At 40.7% G+C, this 22,161-nt stretch carries 10 protein-coding genes; 9 read left to right on the forward strand and 1 reads right to left on the reverse strand.

The features are described from left to right. From ACFSR6_RS03985 to ACFSR6_RS04005, 5 genes are read left to right on the forward strand one after another with little or no spacing between them, the layout of a single operon-like run. Entirely contained in the window at window positions 1-1,236 is a 1,236-nt protein-coding gene (locus ACFSR6_RS03985) for a DUF5000 domain-containing lipoprotein (protein ID WP_379075254.1), read from the forward strand. A gap of 33 nt (window positions 1,237-1,269) precedes the next feature. After that, on the forward strand, window positions 1,270-2,490 hold the full coding sequence (locus ACFSR6_RS03990) for a DUF4998 domain-containing protein (protein WP_379075257.1): 1,221 nt from the start codon (window positions 1,270-1,272) through the stop codon (window positions 2,488-2,490). Window positions 2,491-2,534: 44 nt separating this feature from the next. Beyond that, window positions 2,535-4,868, forward strand: coding sequence for a glycoside hydrolase family 95 protein (locus ACFSR6_RS03995; RefSeq protein WP_379075259.1), 2,334 nt, complete (start codon window positions 2,535-2,537; stop codon window positions 4,866-4,868). A 6-nt stretch (window positions 4,869-4,874) separates the two neighbouring features. Beyond that, a complete protein-coding gene (locus ACFSR6_RS04000; RefSeq protein WP_379075261.1) occupies window positions 4,875-6,917 on the forward strand; it encodes an alpha-galactosidase in 2,043 nt (680 codons plus the stop codon). Window positions 6,918-6,972: 55 nt separating this feature from the next. Then, entirely contained in the window at window positions 6,973-9,183 is a 2,211-nt protein-coding gene (locus ACFSR6_RS04005) for an alpha-galactosidase (protein WP_379075264.1), read from the forward strand. Window positions 9,184-9,413: 230 nt separating this feature from the next. Here ACFSR6_RS04005 and ACFSR6_RS04010 read toward each other — a convergent pair whose 3' ends face one another. Further along, window positions 9,414-13,487: a hybrid sensor histidine kinase/response regulator transcription factor gene (locus ACFSR6_RS04010; RefSeq protein WP_379075267.1), complete on the reverse strand. Its 4,074-nt coding sequence runs from the start codon at window positions 13,485-13,487 to the stop codon at window positions 9,414-9,416. Between the two features lie 441 nt (window positions 13,488-13,928). Here ACFSR6_RS04010 and ACFSR6_RS04015 point away from each other — a divergent pair, with 441 nt between their 5' ends. From ACFSR6_RS04015 to ACFSR6_RS04030, 4 genes are read left to right on the forward strand one after another with little or no spacing between them, the layout of a single operon-like run. Next, window positions 13,929-14,402 carry a CHRD domain-containing protein gene (locus ACFSR6_RS04015; protein WP_379075270.1) on the forward strand — a complete coding sequence of 158 codons (474 nt, stop codon included), beginning with the start codon at window positions 13,929-13,931 and terminating at the stop codon, window positions 14,400-14,402. Between the two features lie 15 nt (window positions 14,403-14,417). Beyond that, window positions 14,418-17,252 carry a SusC/RagA family TonB-linked outer membrane protein gene (locus ACFSR6_RS04020; RefSeq protein ID WP_379075273.1) on the forward strand — a complete coding sequence of 945 codons (2,835 nt, stop codon included), beginning with the start codon at window positions 14,418-14,420 and terminating at the stop codon, window positions 17,250-17,252. Window positions 17,253-17,263: 11 nt separating this feature from the next. Continuing rightward, window positions 17,264-19,015: a RagB/SusD family nutrient uptake outer membrane protein gene (locus tag ACFSR6_RS04025; RefSeq protein WP_379075276.1), complete on the forward strand. Its 1,752-nt coding sequence runs from the start codon at window positions 17,264-17,266 to the stop codon at window positions 19,013-19,015. A gap of 16 nt (window positions 19,016-19,031) precedes the next feature. After that, window positions 19,032-22,157: a SusC/RagA family TonB-linked outer membrane protein gene (locus ACFSR6_RS04030; RefSeq protein ID WP_379075278.1), complete on the forward strand. Its 3,126-nt coding sequence runs from the start codon at window positions 19,032-19,034 to the stop codon at window positions 22,155-22,157. Window positions 22,158-22,161 lie beyond the last annotated feature (4 nt).

The raw sequence follows: 22,161 nt of genomic DNA on the forward strand, positions 1-22,161 counted from the left end.
ATGAAACATATTAAAAATAGTATTTACCTCATCCTTATAGTTTCCCTTTTGGCCAGTATTGCTGCCTGCAAAAAGATGGAAAGCTATAACGATCCTTCTTCATCTGATATGACGAAGCCTGGCGTGGTAAGCAATATTAAAGTTGATAACTTTAATGGCGGTGCCTATATTACCTATACTTTGCCAAATTCGAAAAACCTTTTGTATGTGCTGGCACAGTATAAAATAAATGGTGTAACCACCCGCGAAACGAAATCGAGTTATTATTCTGATTCGATTATGGTTGATGGTTTTGCAAAAAAACAGGGTTATGATGTAACGTTGTACGCCGTAAGCAGGGCGGAGGTTAAATCAGACCCGGTGGTGGTAAGGGTTAATCCTGACACGCCGCCATATCTGCTTGCAAAACCCACCATTAATGCCGAACCCGATTTTGGCGGATTCAAAATTAGCGGTACAAACCCGGCAAAAAGCAACCTCGGGATTATTTTACTTGGTATTGGCGATAACAATGCCTCTGATGTTATTGATCAGCATTACGATAAGGCCGGGGTAATTGGTTATTCGGTAAGGGGTTTTGCGCCCGTGCCTAAAAAAATTGGCTATTATGTTACCGATAATTTCGGCAATATATCCGATACCACTTACAAAACCATTACCCCCTTCTATGAAACTTTACTGGATAGGACTAAATTTTTCCAATACAGGCTTCCTTCCGATGGTGTAATTGCATACGGTTGGGATCTTCCTTACCTGTGGGATGGCAAAACTGATGGTAACTCGAACGGTTGGCATACTGCCCCGGGAGGAGCCATGCCAGCAATTGCCACTTTTGGTCTGGGGGTGAGTGCAAAACTAAGCCGTTTTATTTTATGGGAAAGGCCGGATGGCAGCGATAAATTTGCTTATGGCCATGGCAATCCGAAGGTATTTTCAATTTGGGGCTCTGATGCTGTAGCTCCGCGTGATGCGCAGCTTCCTATGTCAGCTCCAGAAGGTACCGTAATTGGCGACTGGATTAATATGGGTAATTATAACTATCCTAATCCGCCGTCAGGTGCAACACCTGTAGCGCATACCACGGCCGATAACGATTTTGTAAAAGCAGGCGTAAGTTTCAACTTCCCGTTAACCAACCCTAAAGTGCGCTATATCCGGCTCTCGGTAAGCACCACGTGGTCTAACGGTACTTTTGCACATGCCATGGAAATGGCTTTTTACGGCGATCCCCGATAATTAATGATAATTTAAAAAGATAAATTTTCAGATATGAAAAGTATATATAAAATCAGTGGCCTGCTCTTACTGCTGATAACAGTAATCATCAGCTGTACCAAAGATGATCTTGCTTTTAAAGAATATTTAAAAGACGGCGAAATCGTTTATCCGGGCCGGGTAGCCAAGATTATAACCAAACCGGGTAATTTAAGAACAGCACTGTGGTGGAATACAAGTCCCGACCCGAGTGTAACCAAATATGTGGTGTATTGGAACAACAATGCCGATTCGGTAGTGGTTAATGCAACTACGCACAATCCGCTTGATACCATGAAAGTAACCATCCCCAATTTAAAAGAGTATACTTACACTTTTACGGTTTATTCTTATGATGCACAGGGGCATAAATCAATTCCGATCGAAGCCAGAAATGTTAGGGTTTTTGGTCCGTTATACCAATCAGGTTTGTTAAACAGGCCTTACAATGCCACAAACCCTTATGTAGTGAATAGTAATGGATCGGTACAGTTAAATTTTAATACACCCGATACCATCAACATCAATACTATAGTGAGGTACACCAATACAGCGGATGCCAGCGTGGATAAAATCCTTTTGCCTAAGGATACCGCCATTACACTTCCGGATTATAAAGCTGGGACCAGCATATTGTATAAGTCATCTTATATTCCCGGTAAAGGTTCTTTAGACATATTTTCAGTAACTGATTTTTCTACTTTTCCTCAAATTTTTACTTATGTACTCTGCGACAGGTCGCTTTTTGCAGAGGTACGTTTGCCTGGTGATGCACAAACCTACGAATCGGGTACAAGCATCAGCAAGTTATGGGACGGGAGCGTTGGTCCGCAGGGCTATCCGAATATCTTCCACAGTTCAGGCAATAGCGGTATGCCGCATGTGATTACTTTCGATTTGGGTAAGGTTTATAACAATTTATCACGCATTGAAGAAACCGGGCGCGATTGCTGTAACAATCCTGATCGCTTTGAGGTTTGGGGCATTGCCGATTTAAGCAATGCAGTCACTACCTTGCCAGCAAGTAACAGCGGTTGGCCAGCCGAGGCCACCAGTAAAGGCTGGACGCTATTAAAAGACGTGATCAGATCGGATGACGGCAAAAATGCCTTTACTTCCGAATTAGATAACGGAGGTAAACCGATTCGTTATATTCGCATCAGGATTAAACATGTAACTACCGGAGATGGCAATTATAGCAATATGAGCGAGATCAGGTTCTGGAACAAGCAGTAAATGTAATCGGATCCAACACATATGGTACAACACTCAAATGAAAAATGTATAAGAAACAACTGATTATTTTTTCGCTACTCTCGTTTTTTATAGGTGAATACACCTCGGCTCAGCAAAAGCCATTGGTACTCTGGTATGATAAACCTGCCAGAATCTGGGAAGAAACCCTACCGTTGGGTAACGGTAAGCTCGGCATGACACCTGATGGCGGCATTACGAGAGAAAATATTGTGCTAAACGATATTACCTTATGGAGCGGTGGAAAACAGGATGCCAACAATTATGAAGCCTATAAAAGCCTCCCGAAAATCAGGCAATTGATCTTGGAGGGCAAAAATGACGAAGCGCAGGAATTGGTTAACCGCGATTTTGTTTGCAGGGGGCAAGGCTCGGGAGGGGCAACCTGGGGTAAATACCAAACATTGGGCAACTTGCAGCTCGATTATGAATATCCGGGCAGTAAAGAGGTAAAACCTGAAGCTTACAAAAGAACTTTATCACTGGATAAAGCAGTAGCCACAACCGAATTTATTCTCAATGGCGTAAAATATAAAAGAGAATATTTCTGCAGTTTTGATGATGATGTAGATGTCATCCGCATCACAGCCGATCAGCCTAAAAAACTAAACTGCAACATTTCCATCAACCGGCCTGAAAAAGCAAGCCTGGCCACCCAGGGCAACGAGCTGTTAATGTTTGGCCAATTGGATAACGGTACAGATGGAAAAGGTATGAAGTACACCAGCCGTGTAACCACTAAATTGAAAGACGGTTCGCTTACCACTGAAGGCAATAACCTGAAAATAAAAGATGCCACAGAAATTATTGTTTATGTTGCAGCCGAAACTGACTTTAAGCATACCGATTTTGAAGCCAGGGTGAAAAAAGTGTTACAGGAAGCAAAGGAGAAAACTTACGACGGAGAACTGGCCAGGCACAGCGCAAACTTTGGCAAACTGTTTAACCGTTTAACGATCAATCTTGGCGAAGGTGAGGCGGCCAAATTACCTACAGATGTAAGGCTGGATCATTTCTACAAAGATTACAAAAATGATGTTTCGTTAAGTGCCCTGTTTTTTCAATTTGGGCGTTATTTGAGCATCAGTAGTACCAGGGTTGGACTTTTACCCCCTAATCTACAAGGCTTATGGGCCAATCAGATTAATACCCCATGGAATGGCGATTACCACCTGGATGTTAATGTACAGATGAACCATTGGGCCATCGAACCGGCCAATTTATCCGAGCTGAATCTTCCTTTAGCTGAACTGGTGAGGAATTTAACCGGACATGGTGCAAAAACCGCTAAAGCTTATTACAATGCCGATGGTTGGATTGCCCATGTGATTACCAATGTTTGGGGTTTTACCGAACCCGGAGAAAGTGCCTCATGGGGTGCATCAAATGCAGGTTCGGGCTGGTTGTGCAGCAACCTTTGGGATCATTTTGCTTACAGCCGGGATTTAAAATACCTGAAAAGTATTTACCCGGTTTTGAAAGGATCGGCTGCATTTTATCAAAGTGCATTGATCAAAGACCCAAAAACAGGCTGGCTGGTTACCTCGCCATCGGTTTCGCCCGAGAATACATTTTACCTGCCCAATGGAAAAACGGCGAGTATTTCGATGGGTCCAACCATTGATAACCAGATCGTTCGGGAACTTTTCAATCATGTCATCACTGCGGCCAGGCTGCTCAAAGTTGACGCTGCTTTTAGTGCGTCGTTGCAGGAAAAACTAAAATCGATCCCACCGGTAGGCGTAATCAGTAAAGACGGACGTATACAGGAATGGCTGGAAGATTATAAGGAAACCGATCCTCAACACCGCCACATTTCCCATTTGTACGGCGTTTATCCGGCAGGTTTAATTACACCAAATTCAACCCCTGCATTAGCCGAAGCAGCCAAAAAAACACTCGAAGTTAGGGGTGACGATGGTCCAAGTTGGTCGATTGCTTATAAACAGTTATTTTGGGCAAGGTTACAGGATGGAAACCGGGCATTTAAGCTTTTTAGGGAAATTTTAAAGCCCACTTTACGCACCGATATCAATTATGGTGCCGGTGGCGGTGTTTACCCCAATATGTTATCGGCAGGACCACCGTTCCAGATTGATGGGAACTTTGGTGCCACTGCGGCTATTGCTGAAATGCTGATCCAGAGCCATGATGGTTATATCGAACTCTTGCCCGCCATTCCGGATGCCTGGAAAGCTTTTGGCGAAATTAAGGGCTTAAAAGCAAGGGGTAATTTTACTGTTGATATGAACTGGAAAGATGGTAAAATCACCTCCTATAAAATAGCTTCAACGGTTCCGCAAAAGGTAAAAGTTAAAATAAACGGAAAACAAAGAACCATAACTTCGGTTAAATTTTAGTGATACATGATTGTTAGATTTTTATTCAGGCATCAAACGTTTTTCATTTTAAGCCTGTTATTCCTTTGCACCAAACCAGCTTCGGCAATTATTATCGGTTTTGGTAAGGCAGGAAAAATAGAGTATAACCTTAAAACCGGTACTTTTAATGTTGTGAATGGAGCGAAGCCATGGTTATTAAAAGCTTTTTCGCAGGCCGAATACCAGAAAAAACTGTTCAGCTCTAAGGATTACAAAGAAATTACTTACCGTAAACAGGCTGTTAAGGATGGTTTCGGTAATGGACTTAAACACATTTTTCTGTTGAAGCAAACTGGTCTGCCGGAGATGTTACAGGTATTTTATACCTATAGCGGTAAAGATTATTTCATGATGAATCTGATCCTGAACGGTGCAGATTTATCCATTAACCATATCGTTCCCATATACGGAAACCTGGTCGATCAGGAACATGCTAATGTGCCTGTCAGTTTATTTGTCCCTTTTGATAATGATACCTTCATTTCTTATAATACCGTGCCTTTGATAGCCAACGTAAGCAACCCAAGTGCAGAGGTAACGGCTTTATACCACGACCAATCGCGAAAAGGTTTTGTGATCGGTTCTATTGAGCATAGCAACTGGAAAACGGGCGTTATAACCACAATGGATAGCGATAAAAAAATCAGTATAAAGACCATTTGCGGTTATACAGAACAAAGTATTACCCGCGATAAAATTGCGCACGGTTATTTAAAAGGCAATTCGGTAAGTTCGGCGAAAGTATTTTTCGGTGCTTTTGATGATTGGCGTTGGGGGATGGAAACCTACGCTAAACTAAACAGGATTTCGGAACCACCCATCGTTTTTAACTGGAATAATACCACACCTGTAGGTTGGAACAGCTGGGGTGCCATGCAGGAGAAAATCACACTCGAAAAAGCCAATCAGGTAAGCGATTTTTTTGCCGACAGCCTAAAAAGCTTCAGGAGCGGGGGAGTAGCCTATATCGATCTCGATTCGTATTGGGACAACCTGCTAAAAGGTGGTTTGGCGGGCGATTATTCCGAACTGAAAGCCTTTGCCGATCATACCAAATCAAAAGGATTAAAGCCGGGTATTTACTGGGCACCTTTTGTTGATTGGGGTTTCGCTGGGGGAGGTAATCGCAAAGCTGAAGGAACAGATTATACTTTTGGTGAGCTGTGGACGAAAGTGGGCACTGGTTACCACGATATAGACGGTGCAAGGGCATTAGACCCTACACATCCGGGTACACGGCAGCGTATTGCAACCGTAATTAATAAGTTTAAGGAATGTGGTTTCGAAATGATCAAGATTGATTTTTTGGGCCATGCGGCCATAGAATCGGATCATTTTTTTGATCCTAAAATTACAACAGGGATGCAGGCTTATAAAACCGGAATGGAATTTTTATTGAAACAGCTTGATGGTAAAATGCTGGTTTACGCAGCCATTTCACCAAACCTGGCTTCTGGCCGTTACGTACACGTTCGCCGCATTGCCTGTGATGCCTTTAAATCAATAAAAGATACCGAATACACTTTAAACAGTGTGAGCAATGGTTGGTGGCAAAGTTACCTGTACAATTATATCGATGCCGATCATGTGGTTTTTTCTGATCAATCAGATGGCGAAAACACCGCCAGGTTTTTATCTGCCATTGTAACGGGCACCTGTATTACAGGCGATGATTTTTCGCGCGAGGGGAAATGGACAAGTACAGCACAGCGATTATTGAATCAAACCGAAATTTTAAAGATTCTGGAGGATGGAAAAGCATTTGTTCCGGTTGAAGGGAACAAGGGGAAATCGGCTTCGCAATTATTTGTAAAAGACCTTGGTAGTGTGAAATACCTGGCCGCATTTAATTATGGCGATGAGGCAAAATATCTTACTGTCGATTTTTCGAGGATTGGTTTGAAGGCAAATGAGCTATACCATGCCCAAAACCTGATTAACCAAAAAACAGAAGCTTTTAAAAACAACCAAACCATCAATCTGGCTGGAAAAGATGCCCTTATTCTTAAAATTATGCCCGAAAAATAATCCTTATGAACCCACTATCTACAAAAAAATATACATGATACTATTGAAGACAAAGATGAAAAGATCAGATCAATCTAGAGGCTACATCAGGCAGGGCGCATGGGCTATTGCCCTTTCGCTCTTGGTCCTGACCAAGCTAAATGCGCAAACCATTATACCCATCGAAACTGCTCATAATGCACTGGTTTTACAGGCCGATGCAAAAAAAGATGTAAACACTATTTTTTTTGGAAAAAAACTTGCCAATAAAGAGGAATACGCACAGATTAACGGTCAGTACAAACAAACAGAAGATTATACCGGGCAGTTAAATTCAGTTTACACACCATCAGGAACAAGAAACCTGGTAGAGCCTGCCATTAGTGTTACGCATGCAGATGGCAATAATTCACTTGATCTGAAATATGTAGATCATACGCTTACCGCTATTGATGGTAATGTAAGCCTGCTAAAAATCAGGCTAAAAGACCCGGTGTACAACTTTGAAGTAACCTTGTTTTATAAATCTTTTTACCAGCAGGATGTAATAGAACAATGGACTGAAATTAAACACAGCGAAAAAGGTAATGTGGTACTGCATAAATACGCCTCAGCCAACCTGTACTTAAAATCGCCTCATTTTTGGCTAAACCAGTATCATGGCGATTGGGCTAAGGAGATGCAGCCCGAGCAAAGTGAAATTACCCACGGCATTAGAACTTTAGATAGCAAACTTGGCACCAGGGCTAACCTTTTCCAGCCGTCTGTTTTTATGATCTCGCTGGATAAACCTGCTGAAGAAAATGAAGGGAATGTTTTATATGGCGCCATGGAATGGAGCGGTAATTTTAAAATCGATCTGGAACTCGATTACCAGGATAACCTGAGGATTATTGCCGGAATGAACAATTACGCTTCACCTTACAGCTTGAAAAATGGCGAAGTTTTTACCACACCGGCCTTTTTATATACTTTTTCTGACCATGGAAAGGGTGATGCAAGCAGAAAATTGCAGAACTGGGCGCGAAACTATAAAATATTAGACGGTAAAGGCAGTCGGTTAACCCTTCTGAACAACTGGGAGGCTACTTATTTCGATTTTAACGAACAAAAACTAGCCGACTTGTTAAAAGATACTAAAAAATTGGGTGTCGATTTCTTTTTATTAGATGATGGATGGTTCGGAAATAAATATCCTCGGAATAATGACCGTGCAGGCTTGGGCGATTGGCAGGAAAACAAAAAGAAATTACCCAATGGTATCGCTTCGCTGGTAAAGGAAGCTGATAAGGTTGGAACCAGGTTCGGGATCTGGATCGAACCCGAAATGGTGAACCCCAAAAGTGAACTGTATGAAAAACATCCCGATTGGGTGGTAAAACAGCCGAACCGCCCAGAATACTACTTTAGGAACCAGCTGGAACTTGATCTGAGCAACCCAAAAGTACAGGATTTTGTCTTTGGTGTGGTAGATGATCTGTTTACCAAAAATCCGAAACTAGCCTATATCAAATGGGACTGTAATGCGGTGATTTATAACGCTTATTCTGCCTATTTAAAAAATCAATCGCATTTTTATATCGATTATGTAAGGGGACTATATAGTGTTTTACAACGAATCCGTGCTAAATACCCGACCGTACCGATGATGTTGTGCTCTGGTGGTAGCGGTAGGGTAGATTATGCAGCCCTTCAATATTTTACTGAGTTTTGGCCTAGCGATAATACCGACCCCTTGGAAAGGATATTTATACAGTGGGAATATTCTTATTTTTATCCGGCAATCAGTTCTTCTAACCACGTAACCGATTGGGGAAAACAACCGATAAAGTTCAGAACAGATGTAGCCATGATGGGTAAACTGGGTTTTGATATTGTGGTAAATAAACTGCCCGAAAAAGAACTTCAGTTTTGTCAGGAGGCCATTAAAAACTATAACGAGGTGAAAGCCATTATATGGCAGGGCGAGCAATACCGTTTGGCCAATCCCCGTTCCGGAAACCTGGCCTCCATGTTATATGTAAATGAGCAGAAAACAGAGGGGGTGATTTTCAACTACCTCGTGAATTATCGTTATGGCGAGAGCAGTAAATACCCGGTTAAATTAAATGGTTTGGATGCCACGAAAAAATATCAGATCAAAGAGATTAATTTATTTCCCGGCACTAAATCGCCGATTGACGGTACCAAAATCTATACCGGCGATTTTTTAATGAAAGTTGGCTTTAACCCGATATTAAATACCGACAGGACTAGTGTAGTATTGAAATTTGCGGAGGTGAAATAATAAAATTCGTTATTGAGGGGAGGGAGGGGGCAAGAAGTCTTTAGTCTGATAACCTGAAATCGACAATTATTTAATCAAAAATTGTTTTATAAATGCCCTTTGACAAGACCAATTTGCAAAGGGCTATTTGTAACTAAATTAAAAACTAATCGTGGTTCGTGAAGACAATAACGACATGTTACGGACTAATGACTTTGGACTGCTCCAAACGCCCAGCTAAAAACTCCAAACTATTCATCACCTTTCATAAACTCCTTTGGCCCTTTCCCAAATTGCTTCTTAAACTCCCTGCTAAAATATTTCGGATCGTTAAAACCTACCTGATAAGCCACTTCGTAAATGGTAAACCTGTTTTGTTTAAACAGCTCCATGGCTTTTTTTAAGCGGATCGATTTTATAAAGTCGTTCACCGAAAGGTTGGTAATCTGCCTGATTTTTTTGTATAACACCGGCTTACTCATACCGATCATTGAAGCAAGTTCTGATACCCCGAACTGCTCATCGGCCAGGTGCTGATCGATATAGCTCAGTAGTTTTTGCATAAAAGCTTCATCTACGGCATTAATGGTAAGCTCTTTTGGCTGCAAATGGATATGTTTTAAAAACTTTTGCCGCATTATCTCTCTTGACATCAATAGATTGCGTACATTCAGTAAAAGTAACTGTGGACTAAATGGCTTAGTGATATAGGCATCAGCCCCTGTTTCTAATCCGCTTACCTGGTGTACATGCGAGGATCGGGCAGTGAGAATAATGACCGGAATGTGGCTGGTACGTTCATCTTGTTTAAGTCTTTTACAAAGCTCGATGCCATCCATTACCGGCATCATAATATCGCAAATGATCAGGTCGGGCAAGGTTTCTACAGCCATTTCCCAGCCCAATAAACCATTTTCTCTTTCAACGATCTGATAATGTGTGCTCAATAATGAGCCAATCAGCGACCTGATCTCCCGGTTATCTTCCACTACTAAAATGGTTTTGGCAGCGGGATCAATTTCTTTTTCAGGGTTTATAGCTATATTTCCTTCTTCAGTATTTTGGGTGTAAAGATTAGAGTGGGCAGGATAATCTTTTACACCATCAAAAAGTGCCGTTTTGAGATGCAATTTCCCTTTTTTTAACTTTACAGTGAATTTGGTGAAGCCCCTTGAACCATTTTCGGCAGAAGTACTTTCTACTGTAATACTTCCCTGGTGCTCCTCTACAATGGCTTTTGATAAGGCAAGGCCAATGCCCGAGCCAATTTGGCTCTGCTGCTCATCTACCTGAAAATAATCGCTAAACAAACTTTTAAGGCTTTCGGCAGGGATACCCACACCATTATCAGAAATTCCGATGATTACTTCGTCATCCGAGTCGAGCAGGGAAACCGAAATCTGGCCACCTTTATCGCAAAATTTAAAGGCGTTAGATAAAAGGTTGAATACTACCTTTTCAAGCTGCCGTTTATCAAAAAACAGGTTGATGTTTTCTTTTTCGTGTATAAATTCATACCGGATACCATTGGTTTGCGCCAGGTGAGCGAAGGAAATGAAAATCTCGTTCACAAATGCAACGATATTATCTTCAGCAACATGTAGTGTAAGGTGTCCGGTTTCGGCTTTTCTAAAGTCCATAAGCTCAGTAATCAAACGCATGAGCCTGTTGGCATTGTTTTTAATGGGAATAATCTGCCTGCTCAGCTCTGTATCCGTTTGGTACTGGTTAGAAAGATTTTCCAGTGGGCCAAGAATAAGGGTAAGTGGTGTTCTGATTTCGTGTGCTACATAAGTGAAGAAATTCAGTTTCATTTTCTGCATATCTTCGGTACGTTTTAACAGTGCACGTACAAAAAGATAGCGTACAATCAGGAACAATAGTCCCGAAAAGAAGACCAGATAAATAACATAGGCCCACCAGGTAGCCCAAAAGGGTGGAAGCACGGTAATTTTAAGTGATGCAGCTTTACCACTTGGATTCCCGTCATTGTTAATACCTTTAACGATAAAGGTGTAATCGCCCGAAGGCAGATCTGAATAATTTACACTCGGTATATCGGTTTTGATCCAATCTTTACTATGGCCTTTAAGGATATAACTGTAACTGTTTTTTTCGGGTTTGATATAATTTAGCAGTGCAAAATCAATGCTGAAATTGTTTTCGTCGTGTTTAAAGGTAATTTGTTGTGTATTTTGGATAGCTTCCTTTAATATTCCATCGCCACCATTTACCTCTACAGGCTGATTGAAAAGTTTAAGGCCGGTAAAGGTGATGGGCGCAACATTTTTGTTGATGTTGATCTGGTGAGGATAAAAAGCCGTTAAGCCATCATATCCACCAAAAAACAGTTCGCCACGACTATCTTTTAAGAAAGAATTTACATTGAAATCGTTTCCTGCAAGCCCATCGCTTTTGGTATAGTTAATAAATTTTCTGGTGTGGGTAAGCAACTTAGATAAACCTTTATCGGTACTGATCCATAAATTTGTTTCTTCATCTTCTATTACCCCAAACACATTACTGCTTGGCAGACCATCTTTTTGACCATAATTCTTGAACGTTTTGCTTTTATTATCAAAGATGCTCAACCCACCCAAAGCTGTTCCAATACAGATATTCCCATTTTGTAACTGCATGATACAATTGATATAGTCTGACTTTAGGCCTTTGGCATTATTCTGATAATATGCGAAAATTCTTTTTGATGCGGGGTTGTAGACATATAATCCTGCCCTGGTGCCGATCCAGAGGTTTTTGGATTTGTCTTCCAGAATTACCTGTATGTATTTGTTACGCAAGTTTTTCTCTACAATGCTTTTAACGGTTGTGCCGGCGTAAATGCCATTGGTTTTGGCGAGGGTGGATAAACCGTCTCTTGAACCCACCCAAATAGTTCCATTACTATCTTCTGTTATTGCGATTACTTCTGCACCGCCAGGTGTATTTTTAGTATCCTTAACATTAATTATTTTTCTGAAATTCTGCGCAGATGGATTAAAAACATACAGTCCGCCGCGGTGCGTACCCACGAGCAACTGCCCGCTTTTATCCAGGCATAATGTTTTGATCAGGTTAGAATTGAGTTTGTTGGGGTTATTCGGTTCTGATTTGTAATAGGTAAATGTATGGGTACTGCGGTTGATATAATTTAAACCGCCACCTTCGGTACCAACCCAAAGGTTATGGAGCTTATCTTCGGCCATCACGCTTACAATATTGCTGCTCAGGCCCTGTTGTTTTTTCGAATTCCTATATACGGTAAACGGCGTAGCGGATGGATAAACCACATTTACACCTTTATAAAAAGTACCTATATACATTGAACCGTTGCGATCCTGAAAAATACTGTGAATGGAGTTTTGACTTAGTCCGTTACTCTGCTCAGGATCGTAACGGTAATTTCTGAATTTCAGTGTGTTATGATCAAGTATGCTCAATCCTTCCTGCGTGCCGATCCAGATGTTACCTGTGCTATCACACATAAGTTTGCGGATGTCGTTGTTTACGATCGAGTTGGGATCTGTAGCACTGGTTTGGTAACGGGTAAAGGTTTTACGTTTATAGTTGAACAGGTTTAAGCCGTTATAAGTACCCAGCCAAAGCCGTTTTTGTTTATCGATCAAGATGCTTTTTACAGCGTTGGAACTGATGCTGTTAGGATCGTTGGCCTTGTGTCTGAAAATTTCAAAGCGATATTTGCCCTTATCTGGATAAATACGTACCAAACCGTTAAATGTACCTACCCAAAGGTTTTGCTGGTCATCTTTAAAAACAGAGAAAATATGATTGAGTTCCGATTTATAATTGGGTTGACCAAAAAGAAATTTTTTAAAAACCCGCTTTTCGGCATCAATTACCAGGTTTAATCCATTTTCTGTGCCAACCCAGATATTCTTTTGCGGATCTTCGTACACACATTCAATCGAATCGCAGCTGAAAGATTTTGCCGAATTTTTTTTGTTGATGAGGAAAAAACGGTCGGTTTTTTCATTGTAAATATTCAAGCCATTTTCAGTGCCTATCCACAAACGTCCTTTACTATCGCTTAACAAGCTGGTAATTACATTATCCGAAATGCCATTACCGTTATCGGAGCTGCTATCGTAAATTTTAAAACGATAACCATCATAACGGTTGAGTCCGTGCCGGGTACCCATCCAAACAAACTGGTTTTTATCCTGCGCAATGGCCATCACCGAATTTTGTGAAAGACCATTTTCAATGCTAAGGTGATTAAATACAATAGGCTTCTGTGCATAAAGGGATGTGCATATCAAAAGCGCCAAGCAGAATCCTATCGCATTTAAACGCAGTTTCATCATTTGGTATAGGGTTTTTATGAATCGTTGTTTTTTCCATTAAATATAGGGCGAATTGATTAAAATACGGAAGGATTGCCATTTTTCTATCCTTTCACTTACAATTTTCGACCTTTTTCATTTTACACCCAGCTAGTTTTGGTATAGCGAATACAAGGTGATAAAAAGAGCAATCACCAGTGGGAATTAACCATTCCTGTATTGACTTAGCCAAATTTAAACAACAACCAAAACTGAAAGCAAATCTGATAGTACCTATCTGAAAGCCGACAGTAAATATTAACCAAACCAATCATGAAACAAAAATTACTTTCACCAAAAGCAGTGCCTTTTAAGTTTAGGCATTTAACGTTGATGTGCCGGCACAACCTGCTCCTGCAGAATGGCCAACTGAAACAAATAACCAGTTAATAAAAGATTGTTAACTATCAACACCTAAATTTTATGAACCTATTTACATTAAAAAGGTATTGCCTAATGCCTGCGCTTGCGATGCTGTTTTTTACTTCCTGTAAGAAAAAGGAAGTAGTATCAGATATCTATACCATAAGGCAATGGAAATCAGATTTATCTGTAAACAATGTTGTGCCGGCGATTTCAGGCAGAACTGATCATGCAGTAGCGGTATGTTATTTAATGACCGATAACAAACTTTATTATTACATGTATTTTGATACACCGCTAAACAATGGCGATACGCCTACTAAGGCAACTATTTATAGTGGGACTGCCGGAGCCAATGGTACAGTTTTAATCGATTTGAATAATGGAGCCTTTAATTCTACCAGGGAAGTAAAGGGTTCTGTTGAGCTATCGGCTCAGACCATAGCAGACTTAAATTCTAAACCACTTTACCTGCAGATTGCCTCAAGCCAACAGGCTACAGGTTTGGTAAGGGGTACATTAACATCATATTAATTAACAGCCGATATTATGGAGAAAAAATACACAAATATAAGGCTGAAATGGATGATAGGCTTATTAAACCTATTGCCTGTTTTTGCATTTGCGCAGCAAAAACCGGTAGTCAACACTACCATAGAAACGGATAGTTCGCTGATCAGGAAATTTGATCAAAAAAACTTCCTTGAAAATAAAGTTGATAAGTGGAATGGAACAACTAAAAAAGCCAACCTGATAGCAGGTGCTGCTACGATATATGGTGATGATATTAATTCTACTCCGGTATCTGATGTGACGAATACGGTAGCTGGCCGTTTAACTGGTTTGTATACGCTACAATCTTCGGCGCGCACAGGTTTTGATGTAACGCAATTGGTGCTGCGTGGCCAATCGCCGCTTATTGTAATTGACGGAGTGCCCAGATCCTTTACCAATTTCAATCCTGACGATGTAGAAAGTATTACGGTATTGAAAGATGCTTTGTCAACTTCTATGTATGGTATGCGTTCATCAGGTGGTGTAATTTACATTACCACGAAGAAGAAATCAAAAAACAATCCTTTCGAAATTAATTTCGGGGCAGAATACGGCGCCCTTCAAAACTTGTTTTCACCAAAATTTATTACAGGTGGCGATTATGCCCGTATTTACAACGAAGCACAGTTAAACACAAACCCTGGCAGTACGCCAGTATACAGCGACGCCGTAATTAGTGCTTATGATAACAACACCAATAATCCGTTTTTACAGCCTAATAATAATTGGTATGATCTGGTTTATAAAAAGAATAGTGCTCAAAAGCGTTATCACTTAGGTGTTGCTGGCAATTCAGATGCTTATAAATATTACGTGAGTTTAGAGCATTTCGCATCTGACGGTAATTTTGTAACCGATGATAACAATGTTTATAACACGAATAACTTTTATAAGCGTTATAATATCCGTACCAATGCAGAAATTAACTTTAATGAAGATATTTCCTTACAGTTAAATATCTTCGGTTCAGTAGAAAATAACAATCAGCCTGGAGGGTATGCCTCAACCATTATGAGCCAGGTTTATTCAACATCACCATTGGCCTATGCTGTAAAAAATCCAGATGGCACTTATGGTGGTACCGCTTCTTTAACCAATAATATTTTGGCAAGTACGATTAATTCTGGCTACGTGATGACCACCAACCGTACCTTAAATTCTGACGTAGCGCTAAAATATAAATTAGACGACATTACCAAAGGTTTATGGGCTAAAGCAGGTTTATCGATAGCAAACTATTACAGCGAAGCTACTTTAAAAACAAAAACATTTGCTATTTATTACCCAACTATAAGTAATGGAACCGTTAGTTATACCAAATCGGGTACGGATAGCAAAGTGCTTTTAGGTGGCGGCAGTTCGGATGTAACCGACCAGTTAAAGCAGACCTATTACAATTTTATGCTAGGTTATTCGAGGGGTTTTGGAAGCCATCATCTGGATTTATTAGGGGCTTATAACGGCGATAACAGTTTATCTAGCGGCCTGTTAAACAATGGTCAGTTAAATAATATTCTCAAAACCGCAGGTTTGTCTGCTAAGTACAATTACAAGGAGAAATATTTTGCTGAGACTGCTGCTTCATATAACAGTTTTAACAAATATACTGAATCGCAAAAATGGGTATTTCTTCCATCAGTGGGCTTAGGTTGGGTAGCATCAAAAGAAGAATGGTTTAATCCTTCTATAGTTAATTTTCTAAAATTTAGAGCTACTTATGGTTTAACAGCTAAAGCAAACCTGTCTGATTATTTCTCTTACATCCAACGGTATTCGATCAGTGGCTCAGGTTATGTTTTTGGCACAGGACAAACTACTGTTGGCACAGCGGCGCAAGGTAGTCTGGCAACCTCAAACGTAGGCGCAGCAAAGGCCAAAAAGTTCGAGGTTGGTGCTGATGCTGCATTTTTAAACAATAAACTAAATGTAGGTTTAACTTATTACAACAATAAATATTACGACTTATTAATTTCCAGGCCGTATGCCAGTACCATTATCGGTACCGATTACCCTGATCAGAATCTTGGCGAGAACAGATTTTCAGGTGTAGAAGGTACAGTTGATTTTGTGGGAAGATCAGGAGATTTTGGCTACAAGATAGGTTTAAACGTTAGTTTGCAAAAGAATAAAGTTTTATATGCCGGGGAGCCAGATTATCCATATAGCTGGATGTACACAGCAGGCCAGGCTTCAGGAATATTTGGCTACCAGGCCATTGGTTTTTATAAAACAGGAGAAAATGCGGGTAATACACCAACATTGTTGGGCTATACACCCGTTGCCGGCGATATTAAATACCAAGATCTGAATGGTGATGGTGTAATTTCATCACTCGACCAAAAGAAAATTACCAGCGATAAAGCACTTGTGTATGGGGGGATAAATATGGCCTTCAACTACAAAGGATTCGATTTTTTGGCATTGGTACAGGGCGTTTTTAATAGAGAGGTTTTGCTGAATACTGGGTCTATGCTGGCCCTGAATAATAATACCGGTTATGTTTTGGATTATACCACACAAAACAGGTGGACTCCAAGCAATCAGGAAAGCGCCACTTTGCCCCGTTTAACATTGGGAACCAATTTAAATAACAATGTTTCTTCTACTTTCTGGCTAAGAAACGGCAATTACCTCAGGTTGAAAAATGTAGAGCTGGGTTACTCGCTTCCAGCCCGTCTGGTAAGCAGGTTAAAAATAAAAAAACTTAGGTTTTTTGTGAACGGCTACAATATGCTTACCACTTCAAAACTGGACTTCGATCCCGAATCATTGGTGAACAGCTTTCCTAACCAAAGGGTAATCAACGGTGGTGTATCATTAACCTTATAGAAAACAGATTTATGAAAAAATATTTAATAGTTGCCTTCGTATCTGCTGTGTTGTTTGGCGCATGGGGATGTAAAAAATTAAGCGAAGATACACCTTTAGAACTGATTGGTCAGGATGTTATTTTTGATAAAACAGATTCGCTGGGGGTAAATGCAGAGAAATTCCTGAATAGTATTTATGCAGGTCTGCCAAACGGAAATAACAGGATCTCGAATAATATACTTGATGCCGGCACGGATGATGCCTTACCCAATGCCGTGGGTGATGCCGTGCAATACTTTAGCAACGACGGGATAAGTCCTTCAAATGTAGTGGATAATGTATGGGCAAAAAATTACGCCAACATCCGCAAAACGAATATCTTTCTGGCCAATATTGATGTAGTTCCCTTAAACCTTAAAGGTTATAAAGACAGGTGGAAAGCCGAAGCGCGTTGCTTAAGAGCAATGTCGTATTTCGAATTGATTAAGAGATGGGGAGGTGTTCCCTTGATTGGTGATAAGGTTTTTACTGCAGAAGAAACCATAAATGTTTCACGCAATACTTACCAGCAATGTGTAGATTATATTTTAAGCGAACTAGATGCAGCGATGCCTTATCTGTTAACTGCAAATTCATCAACCAATGGTACTTTTGCAGCAAACTTTTATGGGCGTTTTGGCCGTGGTGCAGCAATGGCCTTAAAAAGCAGATTGCTTTTATATGCTGCCAGTCCACTTAATAATCCGGGTAATGATCTTGCCAAATGGGCAAACGCCGCTGCCGCTGCAAAAGCAATAATGGATAGTGTGACGGCAGCTAAATTTACCTATTCTTTAAACAACGCTGCAACAACAGCACATTATACCACCACTACACTTGCCGGGGTAGCGCCAAGTGCAACACTTGCCGCCTATGTTACCAACGTGAATAAGTTCCTAAGTGTTTTTACCACAGCGAGCAACAACGAAATTATTCTGCCTTATATGACGGCGAATAACTCTACTGTGGAAGCACTTAATGATCCGGTAGGTTATACACGTGCCTCACTTTCAGGTAAAACCAATCCCACTCAGGAACTGGTAAACGAATATGAAATGACTAATGGTAAGCAGATTACCGAAACAGGCTCCGGTTATGTAGCTACCAATCCATACTACGATAGAGATCCGCGTTTTCCTGCAACCATCACTTTTGACGGGCTTTACTGGTTGAACAGAAAAGTACAGACTTATGATGGCGGGCTGGATAGGCCCTTTGGTTACGGAAGGGTAACAAAAGGCGAAACACGTACGGGTTACTATATGCGTAAGTTCATGACAAGTAATTCTAGCGGAACATCTTACTCAAACTATCCTCATATTTTCCCGATCATTAGGTATGCAGAAATTCTGTTAAACTATGCAGAAGCTCAAAACGAGGCCGTAGGAGCAGATGCTAACGTGTATGCGGCGGTAAATGCCATCAGGGCACGCGTGGGTATGCCAGCTTTACCTTCGGGCCTGACACAAGCGCAGATGCGCGATAAGATCAGGCATGAGCGAAGAGTAGAATTTGCTTTCGAAGAACACCGTTTTTGGGATATCAGAAGATGGAAGATTGCCGCAACGGTACTTAATGGAACACTCCATGGTGTTCAGGGTACAATTACAGGCGGAGTAGTTACCTACAAAACTGTAGACGCTGCCACGACCAAATTTGATGCAAATAAAGGCTATCTGTTTCCGATTCCATTAAATGAGGTGATTTCAAATAAATCGATGGTTCAAAACCCTAACTGGTAAAATTAGCGCAAAGCACATGAAAAAAATTATAAAAGCAATAATCTTGTTTGTCGCGCTTATGGTTTGCAATAAGACCTTCGCACAAACCGGTAAAATAATAACAGGAACCGTTGGTGATGGCAATGGACCAATTCCTGCAGCCACTATTTTTGAGAAAGAGTTTACCAGCAATGGTGTTTCAACTGATGAAAATGGGCGTTTTACTTTAAAACTAAGGGGTAAGCAAGCTGTTATCGTTGTTAAATCAGTAGGTTATCTTTCACAGGAAATCAATGTCTCAGCAAAATCCAGCATCAGTGTTATTTTAAAAGATGATGCCAAGGGCCTAGAAGATGTTGTGGTTCTGGGTGTTGGTCAATCGGCTAAAAAGATTACCGTTACAGGAGCGGTGAGTTCAATTTCTGGTGAAAAAATTCGTCAGAGTCCGGCCGCAAGCTTACAGAATAGTTTAGCAGGTCGTTTGCCGGGTTTTTTCTCCCAGCAACGTAGCGGGCAGCCAGGTAATGATGGTGCTGCTTTCCAGATCCGGGGCATAAGTACATATGCAGGTGGTACCACGCCATTGGTAATTGTTGATGACGTAGAAGTAAGTGCCGATCAGATCAGTTCTATCGATAATAATGAGGTAGAAAGTGTAACGATACTGAAAGATGCCTCAACTACAGCAGTATATGGGATAAGGGGGGCAAATGGTGTTGTAATCATTACTACAAGAAGGGGCCAAAGTGGCAAGCCAGCCTTGAATATAAAGAACGAAAGCGGTCTTCAGATGCCTACCCAGCGTCCGGTTGTTAATTCGGGTTATACCACCTTAAATTTATTTCGCGAGCGCTTGGCAGGTCTGTATAACAATCCTGCTACCTTATATCCAAATTTCTTTTCAGGGGATAATCTGCAACATTACCTTACAAACGATGATCCTTATAATCATCCAAATGTGAACTGGTGGGATGAAGTGATTAAAAAAGTGAGTTTACAGAATAGGGTAAATTTTGACATATCTGGCGGTACTGAAAAAGTAAAGTACTTTGTTAACCTCGGTTATTTATATCAAGGTGGATTATTTAAAGATTTTTCTGATGGTCAGGGTTATAATTCCAACTATTTATATAACAGGTATAACTTCAGATCGAACGTTGATATCACCCCAAACAAAAATTTAAAGATCAAGATTGATCTGTCAGGGAAATTTGGCGTAACCAACGAACCTAATGATAAACCATGGAACAATGGCGGTACCATATTTCAATATTTATGGAACGGTGAGCTTTCTTCATTCCTCTATCCGATATATTGGCCAAACGGTTTAATTGCCAGTTCTGCAGCAACAGGAACCAAGCCAAATCCGGTAGCAAACTTAATGTATTCGGGTTACAACCGAAGTTATAACAATAATATCGCGGCAGCAACAAGTGCCAACCAGTTATTGGATATGGTTACACCCGGATTATCGGCCAACGTTCTGGTATCTTACACGGGCGATTACAATTTTACCCGGAACCTAACGCGTGCATCAAACGAAATTTTGGCATATAGTTATGATCCTGCTACACAGAAATACAATCCAACTACACCCAACCTCTACCGGATGGGGGTTTTAAGCAGGAGTACTGTTTTTAACAATACAAGACGAACAACTACCATACGCGGAGGGTTGAATTACAACCGTAGCTTTGGAGATCATAATGTGAGTGCTGTAGCGCTAATTAACCAAACGCGCACCAATATTTTACCTGTGGGTGCAAGTACTGTGACTTTGATCGATCCATACAATATACAAGGTTTTACCGGTAAGGCCAGCTATGCCTACAAACAAAAGTACCTGCTGGATTTAACTGCGGCATATAATGGCTCGGATCGGTTTAACGAAAACAACCGGTTTGCCTGGTTTCCGGCTGCAAGTATCGGGTGGAACATCAGCGAAGAAAAGTTTGTTAAGGACAATTTAAAATTTATTAGCTTCTTAAAACTTAGGGCTTCTTATGGTATAACCGGGAACGACAACATTGGGGTATCAAGTTTAATTTACCAAAAAAGTTATTCTACTGGTGCAAGCGGTATTGTTTTTGGCGAAACGCCACAATCTTACTCTGGTATTGTTGAGCCAACCCTTTCTAACCAAAACGTAAAATGGATGACCGTGAATGATCTGGATGTTGGCTTGGATGCTAAGTTCTTTGGAAGCAAGCTGTCTTTAACTTTGGATTATTTTAATAAAACAACTAAAGATATTTTTACTACACCAGGCTTGGTGCCGGCATCTTTTGGTGCAACATTGCCTCCCTATAATTTAGGGCGCGTACATAATACCGGATACGAAATCGATTTAACTTATCGTGATAAAATCGGAGCCAATTTTGAATTTTTCGTAAATGGAAACGTTACTTACGCAAAAAATAAGGTATTATACAGAGATGAACCAGCTTTCCTCTATGATGGATTAGCCTTAACAGGTAAACCTGTAGGAGCTGTTTTCCAGTACACTGCTGATGGCTATTATGAAAGTTTATCCGATTTATATAATGCACCCCGTTTAGCAGCTTCAGTTCCATTATCTACCCTACAGTTGGGGTCTATAAAATATAAAGATTTAACCGGTGACGGCATAATTGATGCCAACGACAAGCAATACATCGGCAATAATAATCCAAATTATACAGGAGGTTTAAGTTTTGGATTTTCTTATAAAGGTTTTGATGTTTCAACCCTGTTTCAGGGTTCGTTCGATTACATCATTAATATGAATAGGGGAGCATTGGCATATGCGCGTCCAGACCGGGTTTCGGTTCCCTGGAACCTGGGTAGATGGACACCGGTAACGGCAGGTTCGGCTTCATTTCCAGAACTTTCAGGCAGTGCACAAAATGGTTTTGATGGTTCAGGGAATTACTGGTCTACTTTCTGGTATGTTCAAGGTGATTATATCAGGTGGAAGAATTTTGAAATTGGATATAGGATTCCTTCCGCTTTTGCCAGGAAACTACATGTAAATAATATCCGTGTTTATGCCAACGGTTATAATATGGGCATAGTTTATACTAAAATTCCATCATTTATTGATCCAGAGTCGGCATTAAATGCATCTGCAGGTGAATATCCTCAACAACGTGTATTGAATTTCGGGATACAATTTGGACTATAAACTT

This window comes from Pedobacter vanadiisoli, from assembly GCF_042684385.1.
GTDB lineage: Bacteria > Bacteroidota > Bacteroidia > Sphingobacteriales > Sphingobacteriaceae > Pedobacter > Pedobacter vanadiisoli.